The sequence below is a fragment of the Peptoniphilus sp. HMSC062D09 genome (assembly GCF_001811425.1).
In the GTDB taxonomy this organism is placed as follows: Bacteria; Bacillota; Clostridia; order Tissierellales; family Peptoniphilaceae; genus Peptoniphilus_A.
The window spans coordinates 846-26047 of sequence record NZ_KV804704.1 but is presented as its reverse complement, the minus strand read 5'-3'; the positions used below and the strand labels follow the sequence as shown (position 1 = coordinate 26047).

The window sequence follows — 25202 nt, the reverse complement described above, 5'->3', positions numbered from 1 at the left end:
TCTCCCTCATAGGTCCCAAACTTGTAAATATAAAACCTCCTCACAATGATTAAGTAAATAAATAAGATTAGGGCATTTCTGATGTAGTCTTTCATCTTAACCATTTCTCCTTGAAATCACATAAATAATGAAGCAAGTTATCAGATAAACTCCAATGAAAAAAATGTTATTTTTTATTGTTGAAGGACTCAAACTTCCTGTCTTGTAATAAATAAACCCATCAAAAATTATCATAAAAATTATCAGTATAAATAAATTTTTAATTCTATCTTTTAACATTTACATCACCCTTAAATAAATTTTAGTAAAGACTTTTTTATTAACAGTAAAAATATTGTGATGTTTTTGTAAATTTTAATTTTCTTTTTTATTTTTTATTTTTTCTATGACAAAGTAAGTTAAGATGTACAAGACAAAGGCTATTAGGGCAATTTTTGATTTTTCTCCCTCATAGGTCCCAAACTTGTAAATAAAAAATTTTCTCACAAAAAATAAATAAAAATAAAAAACTATTAGTGGCTTGATATAATCTCTTGCCATTATTCATTTCTCCTTGAAATGACATAAATAATGAAGCAAGTTATTAGATAAACTCCAATGACAAAAATGTATTTGTAGATCAAGTCTGAAATAATTATTTCAGAAGTAAAATATTTATACAAATCAAAAATTGCCATTATGACCAATAAGATTGATAAGTTTCTAAGTTGATGATTTCCCATAATTTCACCCTTTTAAATTTCAAATTTTGGAGCCATGACTCTCTTGTGAGAAGAGTTTTTGTGCATCCTGTCGATTTTTTCTTTTATTTCTTTTTCTGGAACTTTTTCTCCCCTGATGTAGGCGTCAAGAACTTCATAAGTAAAGCCCATTTCATCTTCGTCAGTTTGTCCTTGCCAAAGGCCTGCTGATGGTTTTTTATTTATTATAAATTCTGGAAGACCAAGTTCCTTTGCTATTTCAAAAATATCTGTCTTTAAAATATTTGCAATTGGCATTATGTCTGCACCAGAGTCGCCGTATTTTGTTGAGTAGCCAAGATACCACTCGCTGGCATTTGATGGACCAAGGACTAGGTAGCCAAGGTCTTGGGCATAATAATAAAGTGTTGTCATCCTAAGTCTTGGCTTTATGTTTGACCTTGCCATCTTATTTTCTGATGTAAAGGATGCCTTCATGAGCTCTTCAAAGGTGCTTGTCAAGTCAATTGTCTTTGTCTCTAAATTTATTGCCTTTGCAACCTTTAGGGCGTCTTCTCTATCCTTTTCTATGCTGTCACAAGGCATAATTAGACCAAGAGAATTGTCTGGAAAAACTCTTTTGGCTATGGCAGCAATAACTGCTGAATCAATTCCACCTGATAGGCCAAAAATAAATCCCTTGGCGCCAACTTTTTTTGCGTAGTCTCCTACCCATTTTACTAAATCTTCTGTAACTTTTTTATAATCCATAATGTCTCCTAGTTTTTAATAAATAATTTTTCCCTCAATAGTTGGAAGTTCAATTTCTTCTAAGTCTTCTCTTATAAAATTTGCAGAGGTCAAGTCTCTAATTTTGTCTAAAATGCTTTTGTCATCTCCAATGTCAATTGTGACCTCAACCTTATCTGTGTAATTTTCTTCAATGATTTTAAAATTTTCATTGGCAAGTAAATTAATTATAGCGCCGTGAAAAGTGTAGTCATAAATTATTTTTGTCCTTGTGAAATTTTTCCTAACAACTCTTTTAGCATGGTCAAGGGCCTTTACAACTGCATCAGTGTAAGCTCTCACAAGTCCACCTGCTCCAAGCTTTGTGCCGCCAAAGTAACGAGTGACAATGACAAGGACATTTCTCATATCTTCTTTTTTTAGGACTTCAAGCATTGGAACTCCAGCTGTGCCAGATGGCTCACCGTCGTCAGAATACCTCTGAGTAAGTCCATCTTCGCCAATAATGTAGGCATGGCAGTTGTGCGTTGCAGACCTTTCAATTTCCTTTACATCTTTTAAAATTTCAAGTGCTTCCTCTTCACTTTTTACGAAAAAAGCTCTGCCAATGAAAATAGATTTTTTTATTTCAATTTCAGCTTTTCCCTTTTTTAAAATTGAATTATACATTTACAACATAATCCTTTACTTTTTCGTATTCCCTTTCTTCGAGCTTTAATTCCAAATAAATTCCATCATCTTCATATATTGGTTTTGCATCAAATTTTTCCACTAACTTGTAGAGTAAATCTGTGTCGCTGTAGGCAAATTTTAATTTAACATCAAAATATTTTTCCTTGAGATTGTCTTCTATGATCTTTAAAAGCCCATCCATGTTCTCGTCATTTTTGGCAGAAATATAAATCTTTTTCTCTGGCAAAACCTTTAGGGGAAGATTTATGTCCTCTGTATTTACCTTATCCACCTTGTTAAAAACTGTGATTATATTTTTATCTAAGACATCAATGTCCTTTAAAATAGACATAGTAGTCTTGTACTGAATTTCTAAGTCCTCGCTTGATGCGTCAATGACATGAAGAATTAAATCAGAATACTTGATTTCTTCAAGAGTTGACTTAAAAGCCTCAACGATTTTTGTAGGAAGCTTGGAAACAAAACCAACAGTGTCGGAAATTATAAACTCACGACCAGAAAGGAGCCTTGCCTTTCTTGAAGATGGGTCAAGAGTTTCAAAGAGCATATTTCTCACAGAGACCTCTCCTGAGTCCTCATCCTTTAATCTATTTAAGATTGTGGACTTGCCTGCGTTGGTGTAGCCAACAAGGGAGACAATGGGAATGTTGGAATCAAGTCTTCTGGTCCTAGTCGTGTCTCTAGTCTTCTTTGCCTTGTCAAGCTTCTCCTTAATCTTGTCGATTTCTCTCTTTAACCTTCTCCTGTCAGTTTCAATAATTTGCTCACCAGGTCCCCTGGTACCAATTCCACCGCCAGTCCTTGACCATCCGTCGATGCCAAGAAGTCTAGGCAGTTGATACTCTAGCATGGCAAGCTCAACTTGAAGCTTAGCCTCATAAGTTGTGGCACGAAGTCCAAAAATATCTAGGATTAAATTAGTCCTGTCAATTACTTTTTTCTTTATTCTCTTCTCCAAGTTCCTAACTTGTATGCCAGAAAGCTCGTCGTTAAAGACAACGGCATCAACTTCTAAGAGCTCAACCATTTCCTTTATCTCGTCAACCTTACCTGAGCCAATTAAATATTTTGGATTGAACTTTAAAATATTTTGCGTAACTTCACCAACAACCTCTGCCCCATCTGCAAAGACAAGGTCACTAAGCTCCTTCATAGAAGTCTCAAGGCTGTGAGGGTAGGCGCCAATATTTGTGCCAACAATAATAACTCTCTCTAATTTTTTATTTGAATTTAAATTCTCTAAATAAACATTATCCATGACTACATTATACTACATAATGACAAATTCCTCTTTTAAAAAAATTTTGCATAAAAAAAGCAAGGCTTCAATAGCCTTGTCTCATAAAATTTAAACTACTAGAGCATCATCAAAACTCTTTATAGCTTTTTCTGTTTCAAAATCCTCTTCATAACTTTTGATAGCTTCCTTAAAATCTTCTTTTAATTCCTCTAAATTTTTTCCATCATAGGCAACTATTGCATAAATTCCTTGAATCTTGCCATAATACAAATTATCTTCCTCAGAAAAATTAATGTCTCCTATATAACCATTGTGTTTTAAATATTTCATATTACACCCCTAGCTTATCTAACATTTCTCTTATATATTTTATTTCATATTCTCTAAAGTTTTGATCTTCACTTTTTTTATGTAACTCTAATAATTTTCTATTTTTCGCATCAAAAATTTTAAACCTAGAACCCTGTCCCTGTTGAATTTTTAAATCCAAATAACCTGCAAGTTTTACCAAATCTTTATATGATTTGTTTTTTGCGGAAGCACTTCTAAAATCTTTTATTAACTTATCTTTCTTTGTCATAATATTATACCCTTATTTTACTACATTACTAACTTAAAATTATTTTTTATAAAATTCTTATATGTAATAACATTATACTACAATCACTTAATAAAAAACCAATAGAATACTATTTAGCTAATTAACATAATAGTAATCATCTTCTTAAAATGTTATAATTGAAAAAAGGAGTAACTATGAAAAATTTTCAACAATTTAAAAATAATTTTAAAAATTTAAATAAGGGTCAAAAAATTAAAATTGGACTTTTAATTCTGCTTTTAATTTTTGTTTTAATTATTTCATTTTTTTCAGCACTTATCGTTTCAATTATTTCAAAAACTCCTGCCACAGACTTAAATAATTTGAGCTCTTCCTTTAATCAGAGCTCCTATATTTATTCTAAAGAGGGAAATTTAATTGAAAAAATTGAATCTCTTGAGTATAGAACACTAATTGACATAGATGACATTCCCGACAATGTAAAAAATGCCTTCATAGCTATTGAAGACCACAGATTTTATAAGCACAAGGGTCTGGACCCCATTGGAATAGCATCTTCCATTGCCGCAAATATAAAGTCTCGCTCTCTTTTGCGTGGTGGCTCAACTATAACTCAGCAACTGGTGCGTTCAGTTTATCTCACTAACCAAAAAACTCTTGGCAGAAAAATTCAAGAGGCTTACCTTTCTCTTCGCGTGGAAGATGTCCTAGACAAAAATGAAATTTTGGAAGCCTACTTAAATAGAATCAACTTGGGACAAGGTGCCTATGGCATTGAAGCAGCTGCTCAAACTTATTTTTCTAAGGATGCAGTGGACCTTAACATTGCCGAAGCTGCCCTTCTTGCTGGCATACCAAAGTCCCCAACAAATTATTCGCCCTTTAAATCTGTCCCCCAAGAATATTTAAAGGAAGATTTTAAGGTCATTGGCACTCGCGAAATTGACGGAAAAGATTTATACATGGTTTTAAATGATGACGCCTTTAAGAGGCAAAAAACTGTCTTAATGAGAATGCACGAGCTTGGCTACATTGACGACAAGGACTACGAACGTGCAAAAAATTATGACATAGTAAGCGCCCTAAACCCTCGCAATTTTAAAAATCACACAATGTCTACCTATTCCACTGACTACATAAAAAAAGAGGCTTCTAGGTACCTTGCTGATTTTTATAAGACATCTTTGGAAGAAGGCGAGCACAAACTTTTCACTGGCGGCTACAAGGTTTACTCCACAATTGATGAAAATATTCAAAAGGACTTAGAAGACAAGTACGAAAATTTCAAAAACTTTTTGTTAAATAGGTCATCAAGTGGCGGCAGCAGGATGTTAAACTTAAACTTCGATGAAGGCAACAACATTATCTTTGGCGACGAAATTTTATATTTTGCTCGCAACAATATTTTAGACGAGAATTTTAATTTGGTTATTCCAAAATCATCTTACAGCATCTCCTCTCATGGCGATTTAAAAATTAAGAGCCTTTACTTCAAGGACTTGGTACAAAAAATTGACATCATAGACGCCTACATTATTGACGACAATAAAATTTTAAACACTTATGAAATTGGCGGCCTAAAAATTGAAGAAGGTGCAGGAGAACTTAAAAACAATTATTTAATTATTGACGGAGCCTACTTAAAGGACTATCCAGACTTTTATAGAGTTGAAAATGACAAGTTGATTATTTCAAATAAATATTTTGACTTCAACCCAAGCCCTCTTATGCAACCACAATCTGCCATTATTGTTGTCAACAATGACAGTGGCTTCGTTGAGGGAATAATTGGCGGCCTTGATGTAAGGACAAAGAATGCGAAAATTTTAAATCGTGCAACGGACTCCTACAGGCAGCCTGGCTCTGCTCTAACACCTTTTTCTGTCTACCTACCTGCCCTTATGGAGGGAAAAACTCTTGGCGATGTTTATGACGATGTGCCAACAACTGTTGACGGAATGTTTTGGCCACACAATTATTATGATTCCTTTAAGGGTCTCATGACTCTTCGCCTTGCCATGGAAAATTCTTCCAATGTCATTGCAGCTGAAGTCCTAAAGGAAATTGGAAAGGACAAGGCCATAGATGTCCTCAAAAAATTTGAAATAATAAGAGAAGATGGCGATGATTATTTTATAGACCACAGGGACAACAAAAAGAAAAATGACGAAAACTTGGAGTCTCTTGCCCTTGGCAATATGCAAGTTGGCATAAGTCTTTCTCAATTATCAAAGATGTATCAGACAATTTCCAATGACGGAGTCTACAAGGAAGAAACGGCAATTTTAAAAATTGAAGACCCAAGTGGAAATATAATTATTGACAACTCCAACAAGAAGAAAAAACTTTTTGACGAAAAGACTTCTCACCTTTTAAAGGATGTATTTATTTCCAATAGTGATAGGGGCAACGCAAGGGGAGCCCACATTGGCAAGTCAGAAACTGGCGCTTACCTGGGACAAAACAAGGTCAATTCAGATTATTTTGTCAATGGATTTAACAAGAGCCACACAATTTCCCTTTGGCTAGGAGCAGACTCGCCAAAAATTTCTCTTGCATCAGATAAGTCATCTGCAATCGATTTATTTAACACAATGACAAAAAATTTGAGCAAGGCTGAAAATTTTGACGAAGACCCATCCTATATTGTCACGAGAAAAATTTCGTCAAAGAGCGGCAAGCTTGCCACAAAGATGAGCGATTACGCAGGCGCATCTTACAGTGAAAAATATATTTCTGGCACTGAGCCAAGTGAGCAAGACGACTTGTTTAAAAAATATTTAATTTGCAAGGACTCCAATAAACTTGCAACGCAGTTTTGCCCATCAGAGTCAGTCCTATACACAGTTCGCTTCGAGAGAAAAGAAAAGTATGACGCCAAGGACCACTACGGAATTTATCCTGACGACTATATGACTCTTCCAAAGGAACACTGCGATGTTCACACTAGAGAATGGTATAATGAATTTGGCGAGGAAGAAAATAATTCACCAAAAAAAGATAAAGCAAAAAAATCATCAAAACAAGAAAAATCAAAAAAATCTTCAGATAAGATAAAGACAAGTAAAACAAGTAAGAAGAAAAAATAGGAGGAAATATGAAAAAATTAAAGAGCCTAATTAAACTTATTGCCTTTATAAAACTTATAAAGCCAAAAAGAAGAAGGAGAAGAATAAAACTAAGACCCCTCTTAAATCCAAAGAGGGCAGGCAAGGTTGCCTACCACGCTGGCAAAATAAGAATGAGAAATGAAATAAAAAGATTGTTATACTAAAAAAAGGATCTGCTCTGCAGGTCCTTTTCTCATTTCATTCTAAAAAATTTTCATGAAATTTTATCTTTCAATCCATTCTTTGTTTTTCTTTTTCAAAACTTTTACTACATTGTCATTAAGGACAGATATTGTCACATCAAGGTCCTTATCCCTTATAAAGTCTCTTATTGTGTAGACTGCCACTTCTGCTGCTTCATCAAGGGGATAGCCATAGATACCTGATGATAGGAGTGGAAATACCACGCTCTTTAAATTATTTTCCACTGCTAAGGAAAGGGCAGACCTATAGGCTGCTTCTAAGGTTTCTCTTTCTCCTTTATTGCCATCAAAATAAATTGGTCCAACTGAATGAATTATGTATTTTGATTTTAAATTATAACCCTTTGTAATAACAGATTCGCCAGGATTTATTGGTGCAAGTTTATTACATTCTTCTTCTAAGCCTTTGTCACTGGCTTCTTTAAAAATTTGTCCGCAGACTCCGCCGCCTCTTTTTAATTCAGCGTTTGCTGCATTCACTATTGCGTCAACTTCGTAATCTAAAATATTTTTCTTTTCAATTTGAAAGCTCATAATGCACCCCTTACTTTCTTCTTTAAAATATATACCACTTTGCAAATTTTTTAAATAGTTAAAGGCAAATTTTTGACAAAAATTATATCTTTGTAAAATTTTATAAAAAAAGACTAACTAAAAAGTTAGCCTTAAAAATTAATTTTCATTTTTTAAATATTTATTTATTGTCATTCTCTTTAGGACAAAGACAATTGCTGCAAGAATTACTATTCCAATTGGAAGTGTAAGTCCAGGCCTTCCTATTATGCCTGATATTAAGAAGGCAAGAGCTGAGGCACAGCCTACGCTAATTGCATAGGGAAGCTGACTGGACACATGGGCTATGTGGTCACAACCTGCTCCTGCTGATGACAAAATTGTTGTGTCAGAAATTGGTGAGCAGTGATCTCCAAATACTGAGCCAGAAAAAATTGCTGCAAGGACAACTGTCAAGAAGTGCATGTGGTCTGTGTGCATTAGGATTGGCACCATTATTGGAATTAATATACCAAAAGTTCCCCAAGCTGTTCCTGTTGAGAAGGACAAAAATGCTCCAACCACAAAAATTATTGCTGGTAAAAGCCACATTGGCATTGTTGAGTTAGAAATTAGTGATGCAATGTAGGATCCTGTGTTTAAAAATTCGTCACTTGTTATGCCACCAATAGTCCATGCAAGGGAAAGAATTACTATGGCAGATACCATTGTCTTCATTCCTTCTACGATTCCCTTCATAAATTCTTCAAACTTTAATAGTTTTCTAGGAATATATAATACAAAGGAAATGACAATTGCAAAGAAGGCTCCTATTACTAGGGACAAGTTTACATTTGCATCGCCAAAGGCAGCTGCTGCTCCCACTCCATCAGAGAAAAATCCTCCAGTCTTTAGCATCATCATTACTGTGACAAAAATTAATACTACAATTGGCACTACAAGATCATAAACTCTTCCATTCTTTGAATATTCATAGCCCACATCTTCTTTTTCAATTATTCTTGATGTGTCATTTAATTCATACTTTTCCATTACTCCCATTTCTACATCTGTTGTTGAAAAATATAGGATTAAAAGAAGAGTAAGTATAGGGTAGACATTCATGGGTATTGTTGAAAGAAAGACGCTCATTGGGTTTTTTACTCCAGTATCTCCTATTACTGCAACTACAGATGCTGCCCAAGATGAAACTGGTGCAAGAATACATACAGGCGCTGCAGTGGAGTCAATTATGTGGGCAAGTTTTGCCCTTGATACTTTGTTTTCGTCAATAATTGGCTTCATAACTGCGCCGACTGTTAGGCAGTTGAAGTAGTCATCAATGAAGATTAAAATTCCAAGAAAAGCTGTGGCAAGCTTAGCCATTTTTTTGCTCTTGATCTTTTTGCTTGCCCACTTTCCATAGGCAAAGGATCCTCCTGCCATGTTCATTACCATTACTAGAGAGCCAAGCATAGTCAAAAAGACTAGCATTAGGGCATTATCCCCTAGCTTAGTTCCCATTAAATCAAAAACTGTTTCCAAGGCGGCAATAATATTTCCGCCAGTGTAGATAAGTCCTCCAGATAAAATTCCAATTAATAGTGAAGTTATTACTTCTTTAGTTATTAGTGCCAAGGCAATGGCAACTATTGGAGGAACTATTGATAAAATTCCAAATTCCATTTCTTCTCCTTTATTTCTCCTTTTCTTTCATGTTAAATCTATAATTATCCATAACTTCTGAAAAAATTTCGGAGCTTGACTGTGGTGTATAAGTGATGGCATTTGCACCTGCTTCTATTGTCTCAAGTATATGCTCATCTGTGTGACCACCTGTTGCGATAATTGGAAATTCATTTCCTACTATCTTTCTTGTATATTTTACTAGTTCTGCTGTATTTTTGCCACCGGCAATATTTAAAACTCTTGCTCCTGCATTTACCTTGCCCTTTATGTCATCATACTTCGTTATTACTGTTGCAATAACTGCTATGTCTAGGGTCTTTGAAATTAGTTCAATGTTTTCATTTGACATTGGTGCATTTACTACAACGCCTGCTGCTCCAAGTAGTTCTGCTTGTAGCCCAATGTTTACTGACCTTAATCCTGATGTGGTTCCACCACCAATTCCAACAAAAACAGGAACTGATGCAACTTCAATTATTGCTGATATTATTTTTAGTTGTGGCGTAAAGGGATAGACGGACATAATTGCCTGTGCATTGTTGTTGACAATAACGGGAATATCGTTGGTAAACATGAGAGATTTTATTCTCTTGCCCATAAAGTTTATTCCACTTGCCCTATATGTCACTTCAGGTACAGACACTTGTCTTCTTCTAAGTTCAGTCTCTATACTTGGAACAAATTTCTTTTTCTTTTCTATATTTTCAAAATTATTTTCAAAATTTTCCATTTGTCCTCCATATCGATAAAATTTTCAATTATTTTTATTTAATAAAATTTTAACTAAAATGTCAATTCAAATTATATCACATTATAAAAATAATGAATCTATGATATACTTTTTTTATAATTAAAATGAAAGAAGGATGACAATGCTTCCTAATTTAAAAAGATTTGGATTTGAATTTGAAGAGTGCGAGAGTAGAGTTTCTTATTCAATTCATCACGAAAATAAACCTATTAAATTAACAGAAGAGATGACAAAAACTTTGGAGTACCTCCTTTGGTATGTTCCCAACATAAATTCAATTCAGTCTCCACAAAATGAACTTACTTCTTCTATTAGTTTTGAAAATTTTGTCTTTGGCATACTAAAATCCTATATGAATTTAGAAAATAAGGATGTTGCCTTCTTAGATTACATAGATAGGGACATTGTAAAATTTTATGAAAAGAAAATTTGTCCTCATTCACAAAAAATAATTCTCACCAAGGGCGACAATGAATCAAAAACTGACTCCCTCCTTCGCCACATAAGAAATTCCCTTGCTCATGGACACTTTACAATAGTCCAGGGCATGTTAATTGGTTTCGACTATAAAACTGCAGGAGAAGGCAGAGAAGTTTGCACAGGGATTTTTAAAATTTTCCCACAAAATCTCTTGCGAGGACTTTCAAGTCTCGATAAAGAAATAACAGCAGAAAAACTTGCACAAATATCCCTTGAGAGGACAGGCTACAGCGTTGAGAGATTTAAAAATTCAAGAGATGAGGCTTCCTTTGACTTTTATGTTAAAAAAGGCAAGAAGAGATATGCACTTGAAATAAAAAAATACAATAATATTGAAGTTTTGCCAGAATCTGAAGTAAAATCTTTGGTTAATAAATTTTCTGGTTTGTACCAAGGCATAACTCCAGTCTTATTCATTAACACTTCTTTCTTGAAAAAGGAAACTAAGGAAAAATTAAAAAGAGAAAATGTAATAATTTTAGACATAAAAAATATTTTAAAAATGTTAGACAATAGAGATATTTTAGCTGAAATTGACCATTAAAATAGGATGCAAGTTTTGCATCCTTAATTTTTTATTAAATAAATTGTAAGAGCCATGCCAATGAGGTTGGCAAGATAAAATTTCTTCTCGCGAGTCTTGTGATGGAAAATTTCCATTCCAAGAAAGCCTCCTAATCCTGCAAAGATTGAAAGTGTCAAAAGAGTTTTTTCGCTAATCCTCCACAAATCGTGCTTAGCCTTGTACTTGTCAATGCCGTAAAGAATAAAATTTATGAGATTTAAAATTATTATATATTTATTTTCCATGCCATCATCCTTTTATAAAATATCTAAGAATAATATATCATAAAAGACGTCCCTAAAAAAAATTAATCAATTATTTCATCATCTCATAGTGGACAGCACCAGTTTCAAATTTTTCATTTTTTAATTTTTCATTAACTTCATTAAATGCTTCTTCACTTTTTCTCAAGTCTTCAATCTTTTTGTCATACTTAATAGTCAAAATTTCATTTGCAAAATCTTTATCAATGCCAGAAAAGTCAAGGTCTTCTCCATTGTAATTCACTTCATCGATATCAGTTAAAACTAAAAGATTAACTCCATTTATAAAAAGTTCTTTTGTATTCTCATCTCTACTAGAATTTGGAGTCTTTTCCAGATTGATTTCAAGGCTCTTGTCTTTAAGCTCAAGATCGCCCAATTTATTTTCCTTCCACTCAAGTTTATTTATTATTTTTTCCACTCCCTTTTCATCTGAAGTGTCTGTCTTCATAGAGTAGAGAGATTTGTTGCCACAAGCTGATAAAAATAAAAATGTAATTAGAAAAATAATAGATATTTTAAATAATTTTTTCATAAAACCACTCCTCATTTATTACTTTATCTAATTATATAACAAAATAGTTTTTTAATACACAAAAAATCTGCCAAGTTTTGATGTGTACACATCATTTCCCTGACAGATTTTTAAAATTTGTATTAAAAGTTTTTAGAATACTGATACATAAGAATCTTTCTTATCTAAGATAAGCATGTGACCAGGCGCATGAGTGATCATAATTTCTGGTTTAGATGCCATGGCAACTGCTTGAGGTGTTACGCCACAAGCCCAAAATACTGGCACTTCCCCTTCTTTTATTTCACTTCTTTCGCCAAAGTCTGGCTTGTCAATGTCCTTGATTCCTATAACTGATGGGTCTCCAATGTGAATTGGCGCTCCGTGAGTTGCTGGGAATCTTGCTGTAACTGTTGTTGCTCTTACAATGTCCTTGTAAGGGATTGGTCTCATTGATACAACTGTGTTGCCGTGGAAGATTCCTGCTGGCTCTGTAGCAATATTTGTAATATACATTGGCACATTGTGTTCATCTTCAATATGTCTTACAGGTACATCTGCTTCAAGCATTGCCTTTTCAAAGGAGAAGGAACAGCCAATTACAAAGGTAACAAAATCATCTTGCCATACATCTTTTAAGTCCTTAACTTCTTCTACAAATTCGCCATTTTTATAAATTCTATACCTTGGCACATCAGTCCTAATGTCGGCACCATCAGCCATAATTTTTGTAAGAGGACTTCCTTCGTCTAATACTTCAAGTATTGGACATGGCTTTGGATTTCTTTGTGCAAAAAGTAAAAAGTCATAGGCATATTTTTTTGGAAGGATAGCAAGGTTAGCTTGCAAATATCCTTCACTCATACCTGAAGTTGGAAGATCAACTTCGCCCTTTCTTATGAGTTCTCTAACATCTCTTGGATGCATTTTTGCAAGTTCACTTAATTTCATATTATGGACTCCTTCTTTATATCATCAAATTTATTTTTATAATCAACAGTTAACTTTTGAGCTTCTTCAATAGTAACTTTTTGGAAAAGAACCTTGTCCAAGAAAGTCATTTGTGCAAGCTTGTGAAGGTCTGGCGTAATTACATTGCCAATTTTTGTATAACCTCCAGTAGTTTGTCTGTCTGCTAAAAGAACAATAGGTTGACCATTTGCTGGCACTTGGATTGAACCAAAGTTAGTTCCATCAGAAATAATATCTGCTGTTTCCTTGTGTTCAATTTCTGTTCCTCTTAGTCTTATTCCCATTCTGTCAAAGTCTTTAGTAACTTGGTATCCACCTGATCTAAATAAGTCGTGAATTCCCTTTTCTGTGAAATAATCATCTTGAGGTCCAAGGACAACTCTTAAAATATTGCAGTGTGAAAACTTTGGAAGATACTTTTCAGGAATCTTTCTCATAGTTTTTTCCTTTGACTTAATAATATTAAGCTCGTCCTTAGGTTTTAAGGCTCTACCATTAATTCCGCCCATTTTTGTCTTGATGTGAGTTGACTTTGAGCCGTTTACTACAGGCACATCAATGGAACCACCAAAGGCCAAATAAGACCTTATACCTTCATCAACTTTTCCAAATTGAAGAGTGTCCCCTGCTTTAACCTTTATAGTTTCAAACATTGGAACAGCTTGTCCATTAATCTTTGGAGCCATATCAGAACCTGTTATTGCAATTGTTAGTTCTTCGTTAAATTTTAAAGTTGGTCCAAAGTAAGTCATTTCAAGTACAGCTTCGTCAAGTTTATTTCCTACTAAAATATTTGCAAGTCTAAAGTTGTAATCATCCATGGCACCTGATGTAGGAATACCTAATTCTTGATAGCCATATCTACCAGAATCTTGGATTGTTGTAAGAATTCCACCATTTATTACATCGATACTACTCATGAAGATCACCTCTCTTAACTTTCTTTATGGAAACTTTGTAAGTGTCATTTTCCACTTCTTTTTCTATTTTGTCATATTCTTCTTTATTAATTGAGACATATCTAATGTAGTCACCTGCTTGAATAAATACTGGTGGCTCCTTAGTATCATCGAAAAGTTTAAGTGGAGTTCTTCCAATTAGTTGCCATCCTCCAGGTGATTCAAGTGGATACATTCCAGTTTGACTTCCTGCAATGCCAACAGAACCTGGCTCAATTTTTAGCCTTGGGCTCTTTAGTCTTGGAGTGGCAATCCTTGGGTCAAGTCCTCCAAGATAAGTGAATCCTGGGATAAAGCCCATCATATAAACTAAATAATCTGTGCCAGAGTGGATTTTTATTACTTCATCAACGCTTAGGTTTGCGTTTTCTGCAACAAAATCAATGTCTGGACCATATTCTTTTCCATAAAGAGTTGGAATTTCAATAAGTCTAACCTCGTCACTTTCATTAGCCTTGTCAGACTTGCTAAGTCCCTTTAGGGTTTCAACCATTTCGCCATAAGAAATTTTTACAGGATCGTAATTGATTAAAATAGACCTGTAAGTTGGCAAAATGTCTAAAATTCCGTCAATATTTTTCTTTTTTAAATTTTCAACAACTGCGGCAATCTTTGCATTGATTTCCTTTTCGATTGTATCGCCAAATTCCATGACAATAGCAGAATCACCAGCTGTTAGAAATTTTATTTTATCATACATTTTATTCTCCTAAATTATCCAAATAGTTTTCCAACATTTCCTATTACAGTTTTAACTCCCATGAAAGCAGTAACTGCAACTACTATCCAACCTAAGATGTAAAGAAGATTAGGGTGAACATAATCTCCAACGATTTTCTTGTTCTTAGAAGCAAGTAGGATTACTGCAAGAGTTATAGGAAGAATGAAACCATTTAATGTTCCAACTACTATTAATAGAGTTTGAGGTTGTCCAATAAAGATAAACATAATAGTTGAAATAACTATAAAAGCAATTGTAACCATATTTTCGTGGTCAGCAACGAATTTAAATAGTGTCTTTAGGAAGGATACTGAAGTGTAAGCTGCACCTACTACTGAAGTGAAGGCTGCTGCTGCAAATACAATACCAAAAATCTTATATCCAATTACGCCAGAAGCTGCTAGGAATGAAGAAGCTGCTATGTTGTCAGGATCAATTTGTGCATTTGTCATCTTTGTAACGCCTAGAATTGCTAGGAATAGTAAAACTCTAACGATTAGTGCAACACCAATACCAAGTGATGCTGATTTTGTTACTTGAGAAAGATTTTCTTCGCCAGTGATTCCTGCATCAATAAGTCTGTGTCCACCTGAGAATATAATGTAACCACCAACAGTTCCACCAATTAGTGTAAGTGTTGGAGCAACTATACTATTAAATCCACCTGCAGGAGCTACTGCTGATTTTACAGCTTCGCCAACTGGTGGTTGTGTCTTAATTGCTACAAAGGCAATTAGGATGATCATCATGGCACCAAGAACTTGTGTAACTCTATCCATGATTGAAGATGCAGATTTAGATGAGAAAAGGATAATACCAATTACTCCACCAATAGCTGCACCGATTTTTACATCAACGCCAAAGATTACATTAAGTCCAAGTCCAGCACCGCCGACATTACCAATGTTAAATGCCAAGCCGCCAAGAGCAACCAAAAAGGCAATTACATATCCAAGGCCAGGTAGTACATTGTTTGCAATATCTTGACCTCTCATTTTAGAAACTGCAATAACTCTCCACACATTAAGTTGTGCTATGTATGAAAAGATTATTGAAATTAAAATTACTGCTGCAAAGTCTGCCCCAATATTTGTAGTAAAGGTAGCAGTTTGTGTCATAAATCCAGGTCCAATGGCAGATGTTGCCATTAGAAAGGCTGCTCCTAAAAGAACAGATAAATTATTTTTATTCTTTTCCATATTTTTCTCCTTATTTTAAGAAACTAGACAAAGGTTTAATTTCAATGCCTTCTGCCTTTAGTCCTTCTCTAATATTTTTTACAAATTCAAGAGCTTCAGGGTTGTCACCGTGAACGCAAATTGAATCAGCAACAATGTCAATTTCCTTGCCATCTGCAGTTGTAACCTTATTTTCTTTAATCATCTTTACAACTCTTGGAATAGCATCTTTAGGATCCTTAACGAAGGCACCTGGAAGTGATCTATTTACTAGAGTTCCATCTTCGTTGTATCCTCTGTCAGCAAAAACTTCTTGAGCAACTCTTAGTCCTCTTCTCTTGCCTTCTTTGGCAATGTAAGATCCACTAAGTACCATTAAGATTAAGTCTCTATCGTATTCTTCAACTGCATCTAAAACTGCATTAGCAAGTTTTTCGTCGTTACAAGCAGTGTTGTAAAATGCTCCGTGAAGTTTCATGTGTTGTAATTTCTTTCCGTGAGCCTTTGCAAAAGCAGCAAGTGCTCCAACTTGATAAAGCATGTAAGCTCTAGCTTCTTCTGGTTTGATATCCATTTTTCTTCTGCCAAATCCCATTAGGTCTGGATAGCCTGGGTGAGCACCAATTTCTACGCCATTATCTGCAGCTGCCTTACAAGTTGCATCCATTATTAGTGGATCGCCAGCGTGATAACCGCAAGCGCAGTTGATGCTAGTTACATACTTAACTATTTCAGCATCCATGCCCATTTATAGGCGCCAAAGGATTCACCAATGTCGCTGTTTAAATCTACAAAATATTGCATAATTTTCCCCCTTTTTCTAAATAAACAATTGCAATAACTTAACTTTATTATAATAAAAATTTCTATAATATGCAAACATTATCAAAGGGGTTTTAAAATGATTGTGATAATATTTTTATTTAAAAAAACGAGGTCAATGCCTCGTTTCAAATAAGTTTATCAAGTTTTTCAATAATGTATTTTTTGTATTCAATAAATTTTTTGTCTTCGAAAAAATTTTCTTGAAAATCTTCTTTTATTTCGATTTCATCAATTATAGTTCCTGGGTTCTTCCCCATGATGTATATTCTATCTGAAATCTTAACTGCCTCTTCAATGTCGTGGGTTATAAAAATCGTAGAAATTTTCATCTCGTTAATAATATTTTTATACCACTTGTGAATGGAAGCCTTAGTTATGGCATCAAGGGCAGAAAAGGGCTCATCAAGTAGTGCAACTTCATTGGAAAAGACATAGGTCCTAAGAAGGGCTGCCCTTTGCGCCATGCCGCCAGAAAGCTGTGAAGGATACTTATCCTCTGTCCCTTCAAGACCAAAGTCTTTAAAGTAGCCGCGAACTTTTTCTCGGGCAATTTTTTTCTTGTCGCCACGAAGAACTAGGGGAAGAGAAACATTGTCGATGATTGTCATGTAGGGAAGGAGGAGGTCCTTTTGCAGCATATAGGAAATTTTACCTGCCAGGCCAGTTACATCTTCTCCCTTTAGAAAAACTCTACCCCTATCTGGTTTTAAAAGACCAGCTATTATGTTAAATAGCGTAGTCTTTCCAGAGCCAGATACTCCAACAAGGGAAACTAACTCTCCCTTATTTAATTTAATGTTTATGTCTTTTAAGACAAGCTTGTCGCCAAAGGACTTGTCAACATCCTCTACTCTTAAAATTTCTAATTTTTCACTCATTTTAATTTTTCAGGATTTACAAAATCATTAGTGAAGCCAAAATCCTTAGGAATTTCCTTGTCAATTAATTTGTTTTCCCATAGCCAAGCGTAGAAATTATTCCATCTATCTGCATTTATTTCACCAAAATAATTTGCATCGTCTTTGTACTTGTCAGCTATATATTCCATTGCCTTTACTGTGTAGTCTTTGTCAAGTTCTGGATTTAATTTAACAAGAATTTCTGCTGCTTCCTTTGGATTTTCTGCTGCATATTCATAGCCCTTAGAAAAAGCACGCATAAATCTCTTTGCCACATCTTCCTTATTCTTTAAGAAGTCGTTATTGGCAATTAAAATTGGTGTGTAGTAGTCAAAAATTGGGTTGATGTCTTTAAAAGCAAAATAATTAATTGGCAGGTTTTCCATTTCAGCTCTAACGCCATCAACTGGATAGAAGATCCAAACTGAGTCAATGTCCTTTCCTTGGATTGCTGCAATATTATTTGTAACATCGCCAGGAACTAAGTTGACTTTAGAGAAATCTCCGCCGTCATCTTCTACAACTTGCTTTAAAATTGCTTGTTCAATTGGAAGTCCCCAAGTTGAGTGCTTGTGTCCTTCCATGTCCTTTGGTCTTTCAATATTTTTGTCCTTGGCAGAAAAAATACCTGATGTGTTGTGGTTTATTATTGCAGCAACAGCTGTTACTGGAAGTGGTTCATCACTTGCAAAGGCTGGTGCAATTGTATCTTGGAAGGATACTCCAAAGTCAGCCTTGCCTGATGCAACAAGTGCTTCAGCTCCATTTGCTGGTGGTTGGTTTACTTCAACTTCAATGCCTTCATCTGCAAAAAATCCCTTGTCCATTGCCACATAAAGTCCTGCGTGGTTTACATTGGGATCCCAATCAAGTAAAAAGCTAACTTTTTCTGTTGGGACATCCTTCTTTTCTTCAACTTTTTTATTTTCAGTTTTGCCACAAGCTGTAAGCATAAGGCCTGCCAATAATAAAACTGATAATTTTTTTAAATTTTTCATTTTTCCTCCGTCCACGGCATCATCTTTTTTTGTAAGAAGCTAACTAACTTCATCAAAATAAGAGAAATTGCCGAAATTAAAAATATAACTGCAAACATCTTGTCAAAGGAGTAATTTTTTTGAACTCTAATCATATATACTCCAAGTCCCTTATAACCACCGAGCCACTCAGCTATTACTGCACCTACAACGGAATAGGAAACTGCAATTTTAAAGGCTGAGAAAAAATTCCCCAGGCTCTCAGGCAGTTTAATGTACCTATAAATTTCTGCCTTGCCAGCACCCATGGCCTTTAATAATTTTACCTTATCTTGGTCCACCTCTTTAAAGGCCTCAAGAAGCGACACTGCAACTGGAAAAAAAGTGACAATTACAATAAGGGCAATCTTTGGCGCAATTCCATAGCCCATCCATAGAACCAGTAGGGGTGCAATGGCAACTGTTGGCACAGTTTGTGTCAAAACTAAAATTGGATAAAGTGCAGAGTAAATAATATCTGACAAATCCATTAGTAGGGCAGCAATAAAGCCAAGGCTGACGCCAACAAATAGGCCCAAAAAAGCCTCTGTAAGTGTTGTGCCAAGGTGTGACGAAATTGTAGAAAAATCTGTCACAAAGGCCTTTATAACATCAAAGGGCTTGGGCAGTAAATAGGGCCCCACTATTCCCCTTGTGGTTACAAAATGCCAAATAGCTACAATGATTATTATCAAAGAAGCTGCTGAGATATTATCCTTGATACTTGCCGGTTTTTTCATCTATAGTCAAAATCCCCTTTTCAGAATAAAAAGTCTTGGAATAACAAGCAACTTGTTCTGAAATTTCTCCTGCCATCTTGACGCAGTTTTTTAGAATTTCAAAGGCTTTGTCAAAGTCATCTAATTCTATAACTGTTTCAAAGGGCGTAACAACATAATTTACCTTTTCACTTTTAATATATTCAATTACCTTGTCTACAACTTCAACAACAGATTCTGTTGTGCCTTCTTTAGTTGTAGGAAGGATTTGTATAGCTACTGAAATCTTCATAATAACCTCCTCCAATAAATTTACAAAATAAATTTTTGCATAAAAAAAGTCTCCACAGGGAGACAAACTTTTCCCAAGACAGCATTACCTGTCCTGGTCCAAAGGGTTTAAGGATAACCTAATCTCAGCAAAAGCTCCCCTGATACTTTTATTATAGTCATTAGAATTTTTTATTACAAGGTCAAGTAAAAGAAAAAAGTAGACTCTCGCCTACTTTTTATGCTTATCTTTATTCAATTACTCTTAAAATTTCATGGATTGGCTTTTTGTCCTTTTCTTCTGGTTCTTCCTGGATTTTGCCAAAAGGCATCTCTGCTATAAGTTCCCAGGAGTCAGGAATTTCATAAAGTTCCTTTACCCAAGAGTCAATGACAGGATTGTAGTGTTGGTTGCTTGCACCAATCTCCTCATCTCTTAGAGCCTGCCAAATATTTAGCTGGACCATGGCAGCTGAATGATGACCCCAAGTTTCAAAATGTTCTTTGTAGGAAGGTATGTCTTTTTCCTGAGCCTTAATTTCATCTTTGTCAATAAAAATTAGGGCAGTTCCCTTGGCGTGATAAAAGCCATGGAATTTTTCTTCCTTAATTTTATTGTCAAAAGTTTCATTTACCCTCTTCCAAAAGTCCTTGGACTTGTCGTCAAAAAGCAAGAGGACTCTAGTAGTTTGTGAATTCATGTGTGAAGGAGTAATGTTTAGAACATCTTCAATTAAATATTTTATCTCTTCATTGGATAAATCCACATCTTCTGACAAATTGTAGTAAGACCTTCTCTTTTTAATAATTTCTATATATTCTTGCATAATACACCTCGCTAAATTCAATACTTATAAAGATGATACCCGAAAACAGTTAAATTATTCTAACCTGCCGCCCTTGGTATAGAGGTTGTAATAGTATCCCCTCTTTTCCATTAGCTCTTGGTGACTTCCTCTCTCCACAATGCCATCTCTTGTCATTACAAGGATTAAGTCTGCATTTTGTACTGTTGTAAGTCTGTGGGCTATGGTAATAGTGGTCCTACCCTTTGAAAGCTTTTCTATGGAATCTTGAACTACAATTTCACTTTTGTTGTCAAGGGCAGAAGTTGCTTCGTCTAAAATTAAAATTGGCGGATTTTTTAAGAAGACTCGGGCAATGGAAATTCTCTGTTTTTGTCCTCCAGATAATTTTACACCTCTCTCGCCAACATAGGTGTCAAAGCCATTAGGTAGGCTCTTAATAAATTCATAGGCACCGGCAAGCTTTGCAGCCTCAATAATTTCTCTGTCACTGGCAGTACTTTTGCCATAGCCAATATTGTCCTTTACTGTGCCAGAAAATAAATAGACATCCTGTTGCACTATGCCGATGTTTTCTCTCAAGGACTTTATTTTTATGTCCCTGACATCAATGCCATCAACTGTGACAGACCCAGCATCCACATCGTAAAACCTTGGAATGAGATTGCAAATAGTGGTCTTGCCTGCACCACTTGGACCTACTATGGCAAGCTTCTCGCCTGGCGTTATGTCCACAGAAAAATTATTTAAGACCTTGCCCTCGCCCTTGCCATAGGAAAAATCTACATTCTTAAAGTAAATCTCTCCCCTGACATTTTTTATCTCAAGGGCATCTTCCTTGTCCTTTATGTCAGGCTCTATAGCCATAATTTCTGCAAATCTTTCAATGCCCGTCATTCCCTTTTGGAACTGTTCAGTAAATTCAATGATTCGTCTCACAGTTGCAAGAAGGGACTGGATAAACATTACATAGACAATTAAATCTTCTGGACCAATTTCTCCCTTCATGAGGAAGTAGCCTCCACTTGCAATTAAAATCAAATACATGAGTCCATCGAAGATCCTGTTAATTGTGTTAAAGCCCGCCATGGACCTGTAGTATCTCTTTTTAATTCCAAGAAATTTGTTGTTCTCCTCAGTGAATTTTTCCCTTTCCACATCTTCATTGGCAAAGGACTTTACAACCTTTATGCCAAGAAGGGAGTCTTCAATGGAAGAATTTAGGTGACCAATGTGGACCCTTTGATCCTTTTGTGCCCTTCGCATTTTATTTCTGTAGTGACCAGAAAAATAAATCATCAGTGGAATCATAAGATAAATAAGAAGTGTCATCTTTACATTTATCTTGAGAAGAATAATTAGTGAGATGAGAATTTTTATGGCGCCAATAAAATATTCTTCGGGACAGTGGTGGGCAAACTCCGTTATGTCAAAGAGGTCGTTGGTAATCCTTGACATGATGACGCCAACCTTGGTCTCATTGTAAAAGGTATCAGATAGACCTTGTAGGTGGGCGTAGAGGTCTCTTCTCATGTCCGTCTCAATCTTCGCACCCATTATGTGACCAATGCTGGTCATAAAATATTGGGCAATGACCTCTATTGTCTTAATCACTAAGTAAATTAGTGAAAGCCTTAGGACAAAGTCTATGGTTATTGATGCTAAGTCTTCCACAGCCCGATTAGTGAGCGCACGAAGAAGCAGTGGCAAAATCATTTCACTTGCCGTAGTGAGTCCTGCGCAAAATAAGTCTAAGAAAAGTGTAAATCTATATTTATAAAAATAGGGCAGAACTTTTTTTATCAAATGTTTATTTTTCATTTATCCTCCTAATTTCATGACAAATAATATTTTATATAAGCAATGATAACACATAATTAATTTTCTTTAAAATACTTGAAATCCCCTTTACTTGACATAAAATTTTAAACAAATTATAATTTTATAAGACTTATAAAGGAGATTTTAAATGGAAAATAAAAGTAGCGCAGGCTCAAGAATTGCAAAGTCCACTCTAGCCATAATTATATTTTCATTAATAGGAAAAGTTTTTGGTTTCTTTAGAGAATCACTTACTGCTTATGTCTTTGGCGCAGGAATCGAAATGGATGCCTTCTCCCTTGCTCAGGGTGCAACGGCAACTATATCTGCCTTTGTGACACAGGCAATAGCAACAACTTATATACCCTCAGTGCAAAAGGCTGAAATGGAACATGGCAAGGATAGAAAAAATTATTTCACAAATAATTTACTCTTCATTGCAAGCTTAGTGTCCTTTGTCCTAATTGCCCTTGGAATTATTTTTCCTAGACAAATTGCACTTCTAACAGTTTCCACAAAAAATCCCGAAACTTATGCAATAGTAATAAAACTAATACAAGTGGGCATGCCCGTAGTCTTATTTTCATCCTGGGTTGGAGTAATGGAAGGCTATCTTCAACATGGCGGCAAGTTCGCAGCAGCTGGTGCCATTGCCATTCCACTTAACTTAACTTATATAATTTATCTTGCATTATTTTCTCGTCATGTTGGCATAATGGGACTAACAATTGCCTCTGTCCTTGGGATATTGGCACAATTTTTATTTTTGCTACCAAATGCAATGAAAATTGGTTACAGACCAAGGCTTGTGGCAGACTTCAAAGACGAGTATGTGCGAGATGCAATAGTCCTTGCCCTTCCAGTCTTCGTGTCAGTATCAGTCAATGACATAAATATAATTGTCAACAGGCGATTGGCATCTACCATGGGCGAAGGCGCAGCCTCAATTTTATATTACTCAAATAAATTAAACACCATGATAATTGGGATCTTCATAACAGCCATAACAGCCATAGTCTTTCCAATCCTGACAAAAACTTTGGGTTCAGGTGACATGAAGCTTGGCAAAAAAGTTATGAACGCATCAATAAAGACAGTCCTATTTATAACAGTGCCAGCAACAGTTGGCTTAATAATATTGGCGAGACCACTAATAGAAATTGCCTTTGTCCGTGGTTCCTTTACCATGGCTGACGGCATTGCAGCAACATCGACTTTAAGGTGCTACTCCCTATCACTGATTTCAATTTCAGTAATAAATGTATTAAATAGAATTTATTACTCCATTGAAGACACAAAGACGCCCTTCTATGTTGGGGTGACAAATGTAGCCATAAATGTTGGCTTAAACCTTTTGGTGGCAAGACACTATGGCACAAATGGACTAGCAGCATCAGTTTCCATTGCCACGACAATTGCCCTTTTCATTTCCTTTATCCTCCTCAGGAGAAAAATTGGAAATCTTGGAACCAGGTCCTACATCAAAGCCCTGATTAAAACATTTATGGCATCAATAGCAATGGGCCTTGTGGCACTTTCCTACTTCCCTTACGAAAAGCTCATCATGTCCTTTACAAGTGGAGGAGTCCAAACACTATTGAGGTTAATCCTCTTGATGCTAATAGTCTTTATAGCGGCTTGCGTCTATGTCCTCTGCCTATACCACTTAGGCGTGCGTGAAGTTCGCGACATAGCAAAAATCCTTAAGGGCAAAATAGAAGCACGAAAAGAATTAAAAAATTAAAAATTAAAACATCAAAAAACTGCCTGAGATTTTAACTCTCAAGCAGTTTTTTTCATGGAAGATTTTTCATACAATTAAAATTATATTTCAAATTTTTTTCCGTTTAATCTCATCCAAATTTCATCAATCATACCTTTGATCTTTCTTTTGTATTCATGACCATTGGATGCTTCTACAATGTCACCATAAGACCAAGAATTTTCATAATTATCTGTGTAGTTAATAAGGCTAGCTTTATTAGCTTTTACGAAATCTAAATCGCATTTTCTTTCAAGCATTCTATTTGCAATAGTTACTACTTCTTCTCTAGTAATATGATTTTCAGGTTTAAAACTTCCATCAGGATAACCATTTATCCAGCCCTTCTTATAAGCAGAAGCAACTTCAGGATAAGCCCAATGTCTTTCATCTATGTCAGTAAACTTAGCTTCTCCCTTTTCTAATTTTTCATAGCGAGAAGCAATGGCTGCAAATTCTGCCCTAGTTATTGGTGCATTAGGTCTAAAGCTTCCATCTGGATAACCCTTTAGAATATTCAAATTTGTCATAATTAAAATTGATTTAGTGTACCAACTTCCTTGGCTGACATCATTGAAGATTGGTTTAAAGTCTTGTTCTCTTTGGTATTCCTTTAACAACAATCTTGCAAACATAGCTGCCGCTTCCGCCCTTGTCATATTGTTTTGTGGTTTAAAACTATTGTCTGGATAACCAACCATATAAGCATAGTGATCCTTTTTATTTAGAAGTTGAACTTCTTCTTTAGGTTTTGCTTCAGCCCAAACTGGTATTGGTTCCGGTTCGTATTCATGAATAATAAATGGATCCGGTTCTGGGTATGGCATAGGTGGTATCGGCGGTATTGGTGGAGTTGGTGGTGTTGGCGGTGTCGGTGGTGTCGGTGGCGTAGGTGGTGTTGGTGGTGTAGGAGTGTCATTGTTTTGCAATGTGTTTGTTATTGTGAAACCACTTGTTGCATCACCTGTTACATCAACTTTATAAATGTCTTCACCAAAAGTTATTGTTCCATTTTCTCCGCCAGCTTCTTTTACTGTATAAACAATCTCTTTTCCTTCTGTATTTTTCTTATCTAAGTCTGTCCATGTTACACTTATTGTTCCATTCGTTAAGGTCTTAGATTGTCCTTGAACTATTTTTCCGTCTGCGTATAGATCAAAGGTTACTGTTGGTTTTACACTTGGTAATGTTGCTCCGTCTTCTGCTTCCCAAACTTTACTTGCCTTTACAGTTACAGTTTCTGGAACAACTTTCTTTATTGT

At 35.3% G+C, this 25202-nt stretch carries 27 protein-coding genes, 1 pseudogene and 1 riboswitch; of the genes and pseudogenes, 4 read left to right on the top strand and 24 right to left on the bottom strand.

The window, feature by feature from the left end; genetic code table 11:
- Positions 1 to 354: 354 nt before the first annotated feature.
- From HMPREF2801_RS03570 to HMPREF2801_RS03540, 7 genes are all read right to left on the bottom strand, one after another.
- Positions 355 to 540, bottom strand: coding sequence for a hypothetical protein (locus tag HMPREF2801_RS03570; protein ID WP_070610591.1), 186 nt, complete (start codon positions 538 to 540; stop codon positions 355 to 357).
- The gene (locus HMPREF2801_RS03565) at positions 540 to 722 is read right to left on the bottom strand and encodes a hypothetical protein (protein ID WP_070610590.1); all 183 of its coding nucleotides are present in this window, start codon (positions 720 to 722) and stop codon (positions 540 to 542) included. The genes HMPREF2801_RS03570 and HMPREF2801_RS03565 overlap by 1 nt, the downstream gene beginning before the upstream one ends.
- A gap of 12 nt (positions 723 to 734) precedes the next feature.
- The gene (nadE, locus tag HMPREF2801_RS03560) at positions 735 to 1451 is read right to left on the bottom strand and encodes an NAD(+) synthase (RefSeq protein ID WP_070610589.1); all 717 of its coding nucleotides are present in this window, start codon (positions 1449 to 1451) and stop codon (positions 735 to 737) included.
- Between the two features lie 15 nt (positions 1452 to 1466).
- Entirely contained in the window at positions 1467 to 2099 is a 633-nt protein-coding gene (locus tag HMPREF2801_RS03555; protein WP_070610588.1) for a YigZ family protein, read from the bottom strand.
- A complete protein-coding gene (gene hflX, locus HMPREF2801_RS03550) occupies positions 2092 to 3381 on the bottom strand; it encodes a GTPase HflX (RefSeq protein ID WP_070610587.1) in 1290 nt (429 codons plus the stop codon). Before hflX ends, HMPREF2801_RS03555 begins: the two co-directional genes overlap by 8 nt.
- A 90-nt stretch (positions 3382 to 3471) precedes the next feature.
- Positions 3472 to 3693 (bottom strand): hypothetical protein, encoded by a 222-nt coding sequence (locus HMPREF2801_RS03545; RefSeq protein ID WP_070610586.1) that lies wholly within the window; start codon positions 3691 to 3693, stop codon positions 3472 to 3474.
- Position 3694: 1 nt separating this feature from the next.
- On the bottom strand, positions 3695 to 3943 hold the full coding sequence (locus tag HMPREF2801_RS03540; protein WP_070610585.1) for a hypothetical protein: 249 nt from the start codon (positions 3941 to 3943) through the stop codon (positions 3695 to 3697).
- A gap of 176 nt (positions 3944 to 4119) precedes the next feature.
- On the opposite strand from HMPREF2801_RS03540, the gene HMPREF2801_RS03535 reads away from it, so the two are divergent.
- A complete protein-coding gene (locus HMPREF2801_RS03535) occupies positions 4120 to 7014 on the top strand; it encodes a transglycosylase domain-containing protein (RefSeq protein WP_070610584.1) in 2895 nt (964 codons plus the stop codon).
- Positions 7015 to 7022: 8 nt separating this feature from the next.
- Positions 7023 to 7199, top strand: a complete 177-nt coding sequence (locus tag HMPREF2801_RS09290; protein ID WP_168162835.1) for a hypothetical protein — start codon at positions 7023 to 7025, stop codon at positions 7197 to 7199.
- Between the two features lie 60 nt (positions 7200 to 7259).
- Here the strand turns inward: HMPREF2801_RS09290 and HMPREF2801_RS03530 are convergent, their stop codons facing one another.
- The 3 genes from HMPREF2801_RS03530 to HMPREF2801_RS03520 all read right to left on the bottom strand — a co-directional run bounded on the left by HMPREF2801_RS03530 (position 7260) and on the right by HMPREF2801_RS03520 (position 10149).
- Positions 7260 to 7772, bottom strand: coding sequence for a macro domain-containing protein (locus HMPREF2801_RS03530; RefSeq protein WP_070610583.1), 513 nt, complete (start codon positions 7770 to 7772; stop codon positions 7260 to 7262).
- A 138-nt stretch (positions 7773 to 7910) separates the two neighbouring features.
- Complete coding sequence (locus HMPREF2801_RS03525) at positions 7911 to 9416, bottom strand: Na+/H+ antiporter NhaC family protein (RefSeq protein WP_070610582.1); 1506 nt, start codon at positions 9414 to 9416, stop codon at positions 7911 to 7913.
- A 10-nt stretch (positions 9417 to 9426) separates the two neighbouring features.
- Complete coding sequence (locus HMPREF2801_RS03520; protein ID WP_070610581.1) at positions 9427 to 10149, bottom strand: beta/alpha barrel domain-containing protein; 723 nt, start codon at positions 10147 to 10149, stop codon at positions 9427 to 9429.
- Between the two features lie 142 nt (positions 10150 to 10291).
- Between HMPREF2801_RS03520 and HMPREF2801_RS03515 the strand changes: the two genes are divergently transcribed.
- The gene (locus HMPREF2801_RS03515; RefSeq protein ID WP_070610580.1) at positions 10292 to 11194 is read left to right on the top strand and encodes a restriction endonuclease; all 903 of its coding nucleotides are present in this window, start codon (positions 10292 to 10294) and stop codon (positions 11192 to 11194) included.
- 23 nt (positions 11195 to 11217) lie between these two features.
- On the opposite strand, the gene HMPREF2801_RS03510 is transcribed toward HMPREF2801_RS03515, so the two are convergent.
- The 13 genes and pseudogenes from HMPREF2801_RS03510 to HMPREF2801_RS03450 all read right to left on the bottom strand — a co-directional run bounded on the left by HMPREF2801_RS03510 (position 11218) and on the right by HMPREF2801_RS03450 (position 22178).
- Positions 11218 to 11460 (bottom strand): DUF1294 domain-containing protein, encoded by a 243-nt coding sequence (locus HMPREF2801_RS03510; protein ID WP_070610579.1) that lies wholly within the window; start codon positions 11458 to 11460, stop codon positions 11218 to 11220.
- Between the two features lie 70 nt (positions 11461 to 11530).
- Positions 11531 to 12013 (bottom strand): hypothetical protein, encoded by a 483-nt coding sequence (locus HMPREF2801_RS03505; protein ID WP_070610578.1) that lies wholly within the window; start codon positions 12011 to 12013, stop codon positions 11531 to 11533.
- Positions 12014 to 12145: 132 nt separating this feature from the next.
- Positions 12146 to 12943 (bottom strand): putative hydro-lyase, encoded by a 798-nt coding sequence (locus HMPREF2801_RS03500; RefSeq protein WP_070610577.1) that lies wholly within the window; start codon positions 12941 to 12943, stop codon positions 12146 to 12148.
- Entirely contained in the window at positions 12940 to 13884 is a 945-nt protein-coding gene (locus HMPREF2801_RS03495; protein ID WP_070610576.1) for a 5-oxoprolinase subunit C family protein, read from the bottom strand. Before HMPREF2801_RS03495 ends, HMPREF2801_RS03500 begins: the two co-directional genes overlap by 4 nt.
- The gene (pxpB, locus tag HMPREF2801_RS03490) at positions 13877 to 14623 is read right to left on the bottom strand and encodes a 5-oxoprolinase subunit PxpB (RefSeq protein ID WP_070610575.1); all 747 of its coding nucleotides are present in this window, start codon (positions 14621 to 14623) and stop codon (positions 13877 to 13879) included. The genes HMPREF2801_RS03495 and pxpB overlap by 8 nt, the downstream gene beginning before the upstream one ends.
- A gap of 14 nt (positions 14624 to 14637) precedes the next feature.
- A complete protein-coding gene (locus HMPREF2801_RS03485) occupies positions 14638 to 15843 on the bottom strand; it encodes an NRAMP family divalent metal transporter (protein WP_070610574.1) in 1206 nt (401 codons plus the stop codon).
- A gap of 10 nt (positions 15844 to 15853) precedes the next feature.
- Positions 15854 to 16626 (bottom strand): annotated as a pseudogene (locus HMPREF2801_RS03480) (LamB/YcsF family protein).
- 146 nt (positions 16627 to 16772) lie between these two features.
- Complete coding sequence (locus HMPREF2801_RS03475) at positions 16773 to 17525, bottom strand: ABC transporter ATP-binding protein (RefSeq protein WP_070610572.1); 753 nt, start codon at positions 17523 to 17525, stop codon at positions 16773 to 16775.
- A complete protein-coding gene (locus HMPREF2801_RS03470) occupies positions 17522 to 18544 on the bottom strand; it encodes an ABC transporter substrate-binding protein (RefSeq protein ID WP_070610571.1) in 1023 nt (340 codons plus the stop codon). Before HMPREF2801_RS03470 ends, HMPREF2801_RS03475 begins: the two co-directional genes overlap by 4 nt.
- Entirely contained in the window at positions 18541 to 19302 is a 762-nt protein-coding gene (locus tag HMPREF2801_RS03465; RefSeq protein WP_070610570.1) for an ABC transporter permease, read from the bottom strand. Before HMPREF2801_RS03465 ends, HMPREF2801_RS03470 begins: the two co-directional genes overlap by 4 nt.
- The gene (locus tag HMPREF2801_RS03460) at positions 19274 to 19573 is read right to left on the bottom strand and encodes a thiamine-binding protein (RefSeq protein ID WP_036732177.1); all 300 of its coding nucleotides are present in this window, start codon (positions 19571 to 19573) and stop codon (positions 19274 to 19276) included. Before HMPREF2801_RS03460 ends, HMPREF2801_RS03465 begins: the two co-directional genes overlap by 29 nt.
- 54 nt (positions 19574 to 19627) lie before the next feature.
- A riboswitch (TPP riboswitch) is annotated at positions 19628 to 19724 on the bottom strand.
- A 78-nt stretch (positions 19725 to 19802) separates the two neighbouring features.
- Positions 19803 to 20378, bottom strand: coding sequence for a nitroreductase family protein (locus HMPREF2801_RS03455; protein ID WP_070610569.1), 576 nt, complete (start codon positions 20376 to 20378; stop codon positions 19803 to 19805).
- A gap of 54 nt (positions 20379 to 20432) precedes the next feature.
- Complete coding sequence (locus HMPREF2801_RS03450) at positions 20433 to 22178, bottom strand: ABC transporter ATP-binding protein (RefSeq protein ID WP_070610568.1); 1746 nt, start codon at positions 22176 to 22178, stop codon at positions 20433 to 20435.
- A gap of 148 nt (positions 22179 to 22326) precedes the next feature.
- On the opposite strand from HMPREF2801_RS03450, the gene murJ reads away from it, so the two are divergent.
- The gene (gene murJ / locus HMPREF2801_RS03445; RefSeq protein ID WP_070610567.1) at positions 22327 to 23922 is read left to right on the top strand and encodes a murein biosynthesis integral membrane protein MurJ; all 1596 of its coding nucleotides are present in this window, start codon (positions 22327 to 22329) and stop codon (positions 23920 to 23922) included.
- A gap of 80 nt (positions 23923 to 24002) precedes the next feature.
- Here the strand turns inward: murJ and HMPREF2801_RS03440 are convergent.
- Positions 24003 to 25202 (bottom strand): S-layer homology domain-containing protein (locus HMPREF2801_RS03440; RefSeq protein ID WP_168162834.1); only part of this gene is annotated, 1200 nt, incomplete at its 5' end.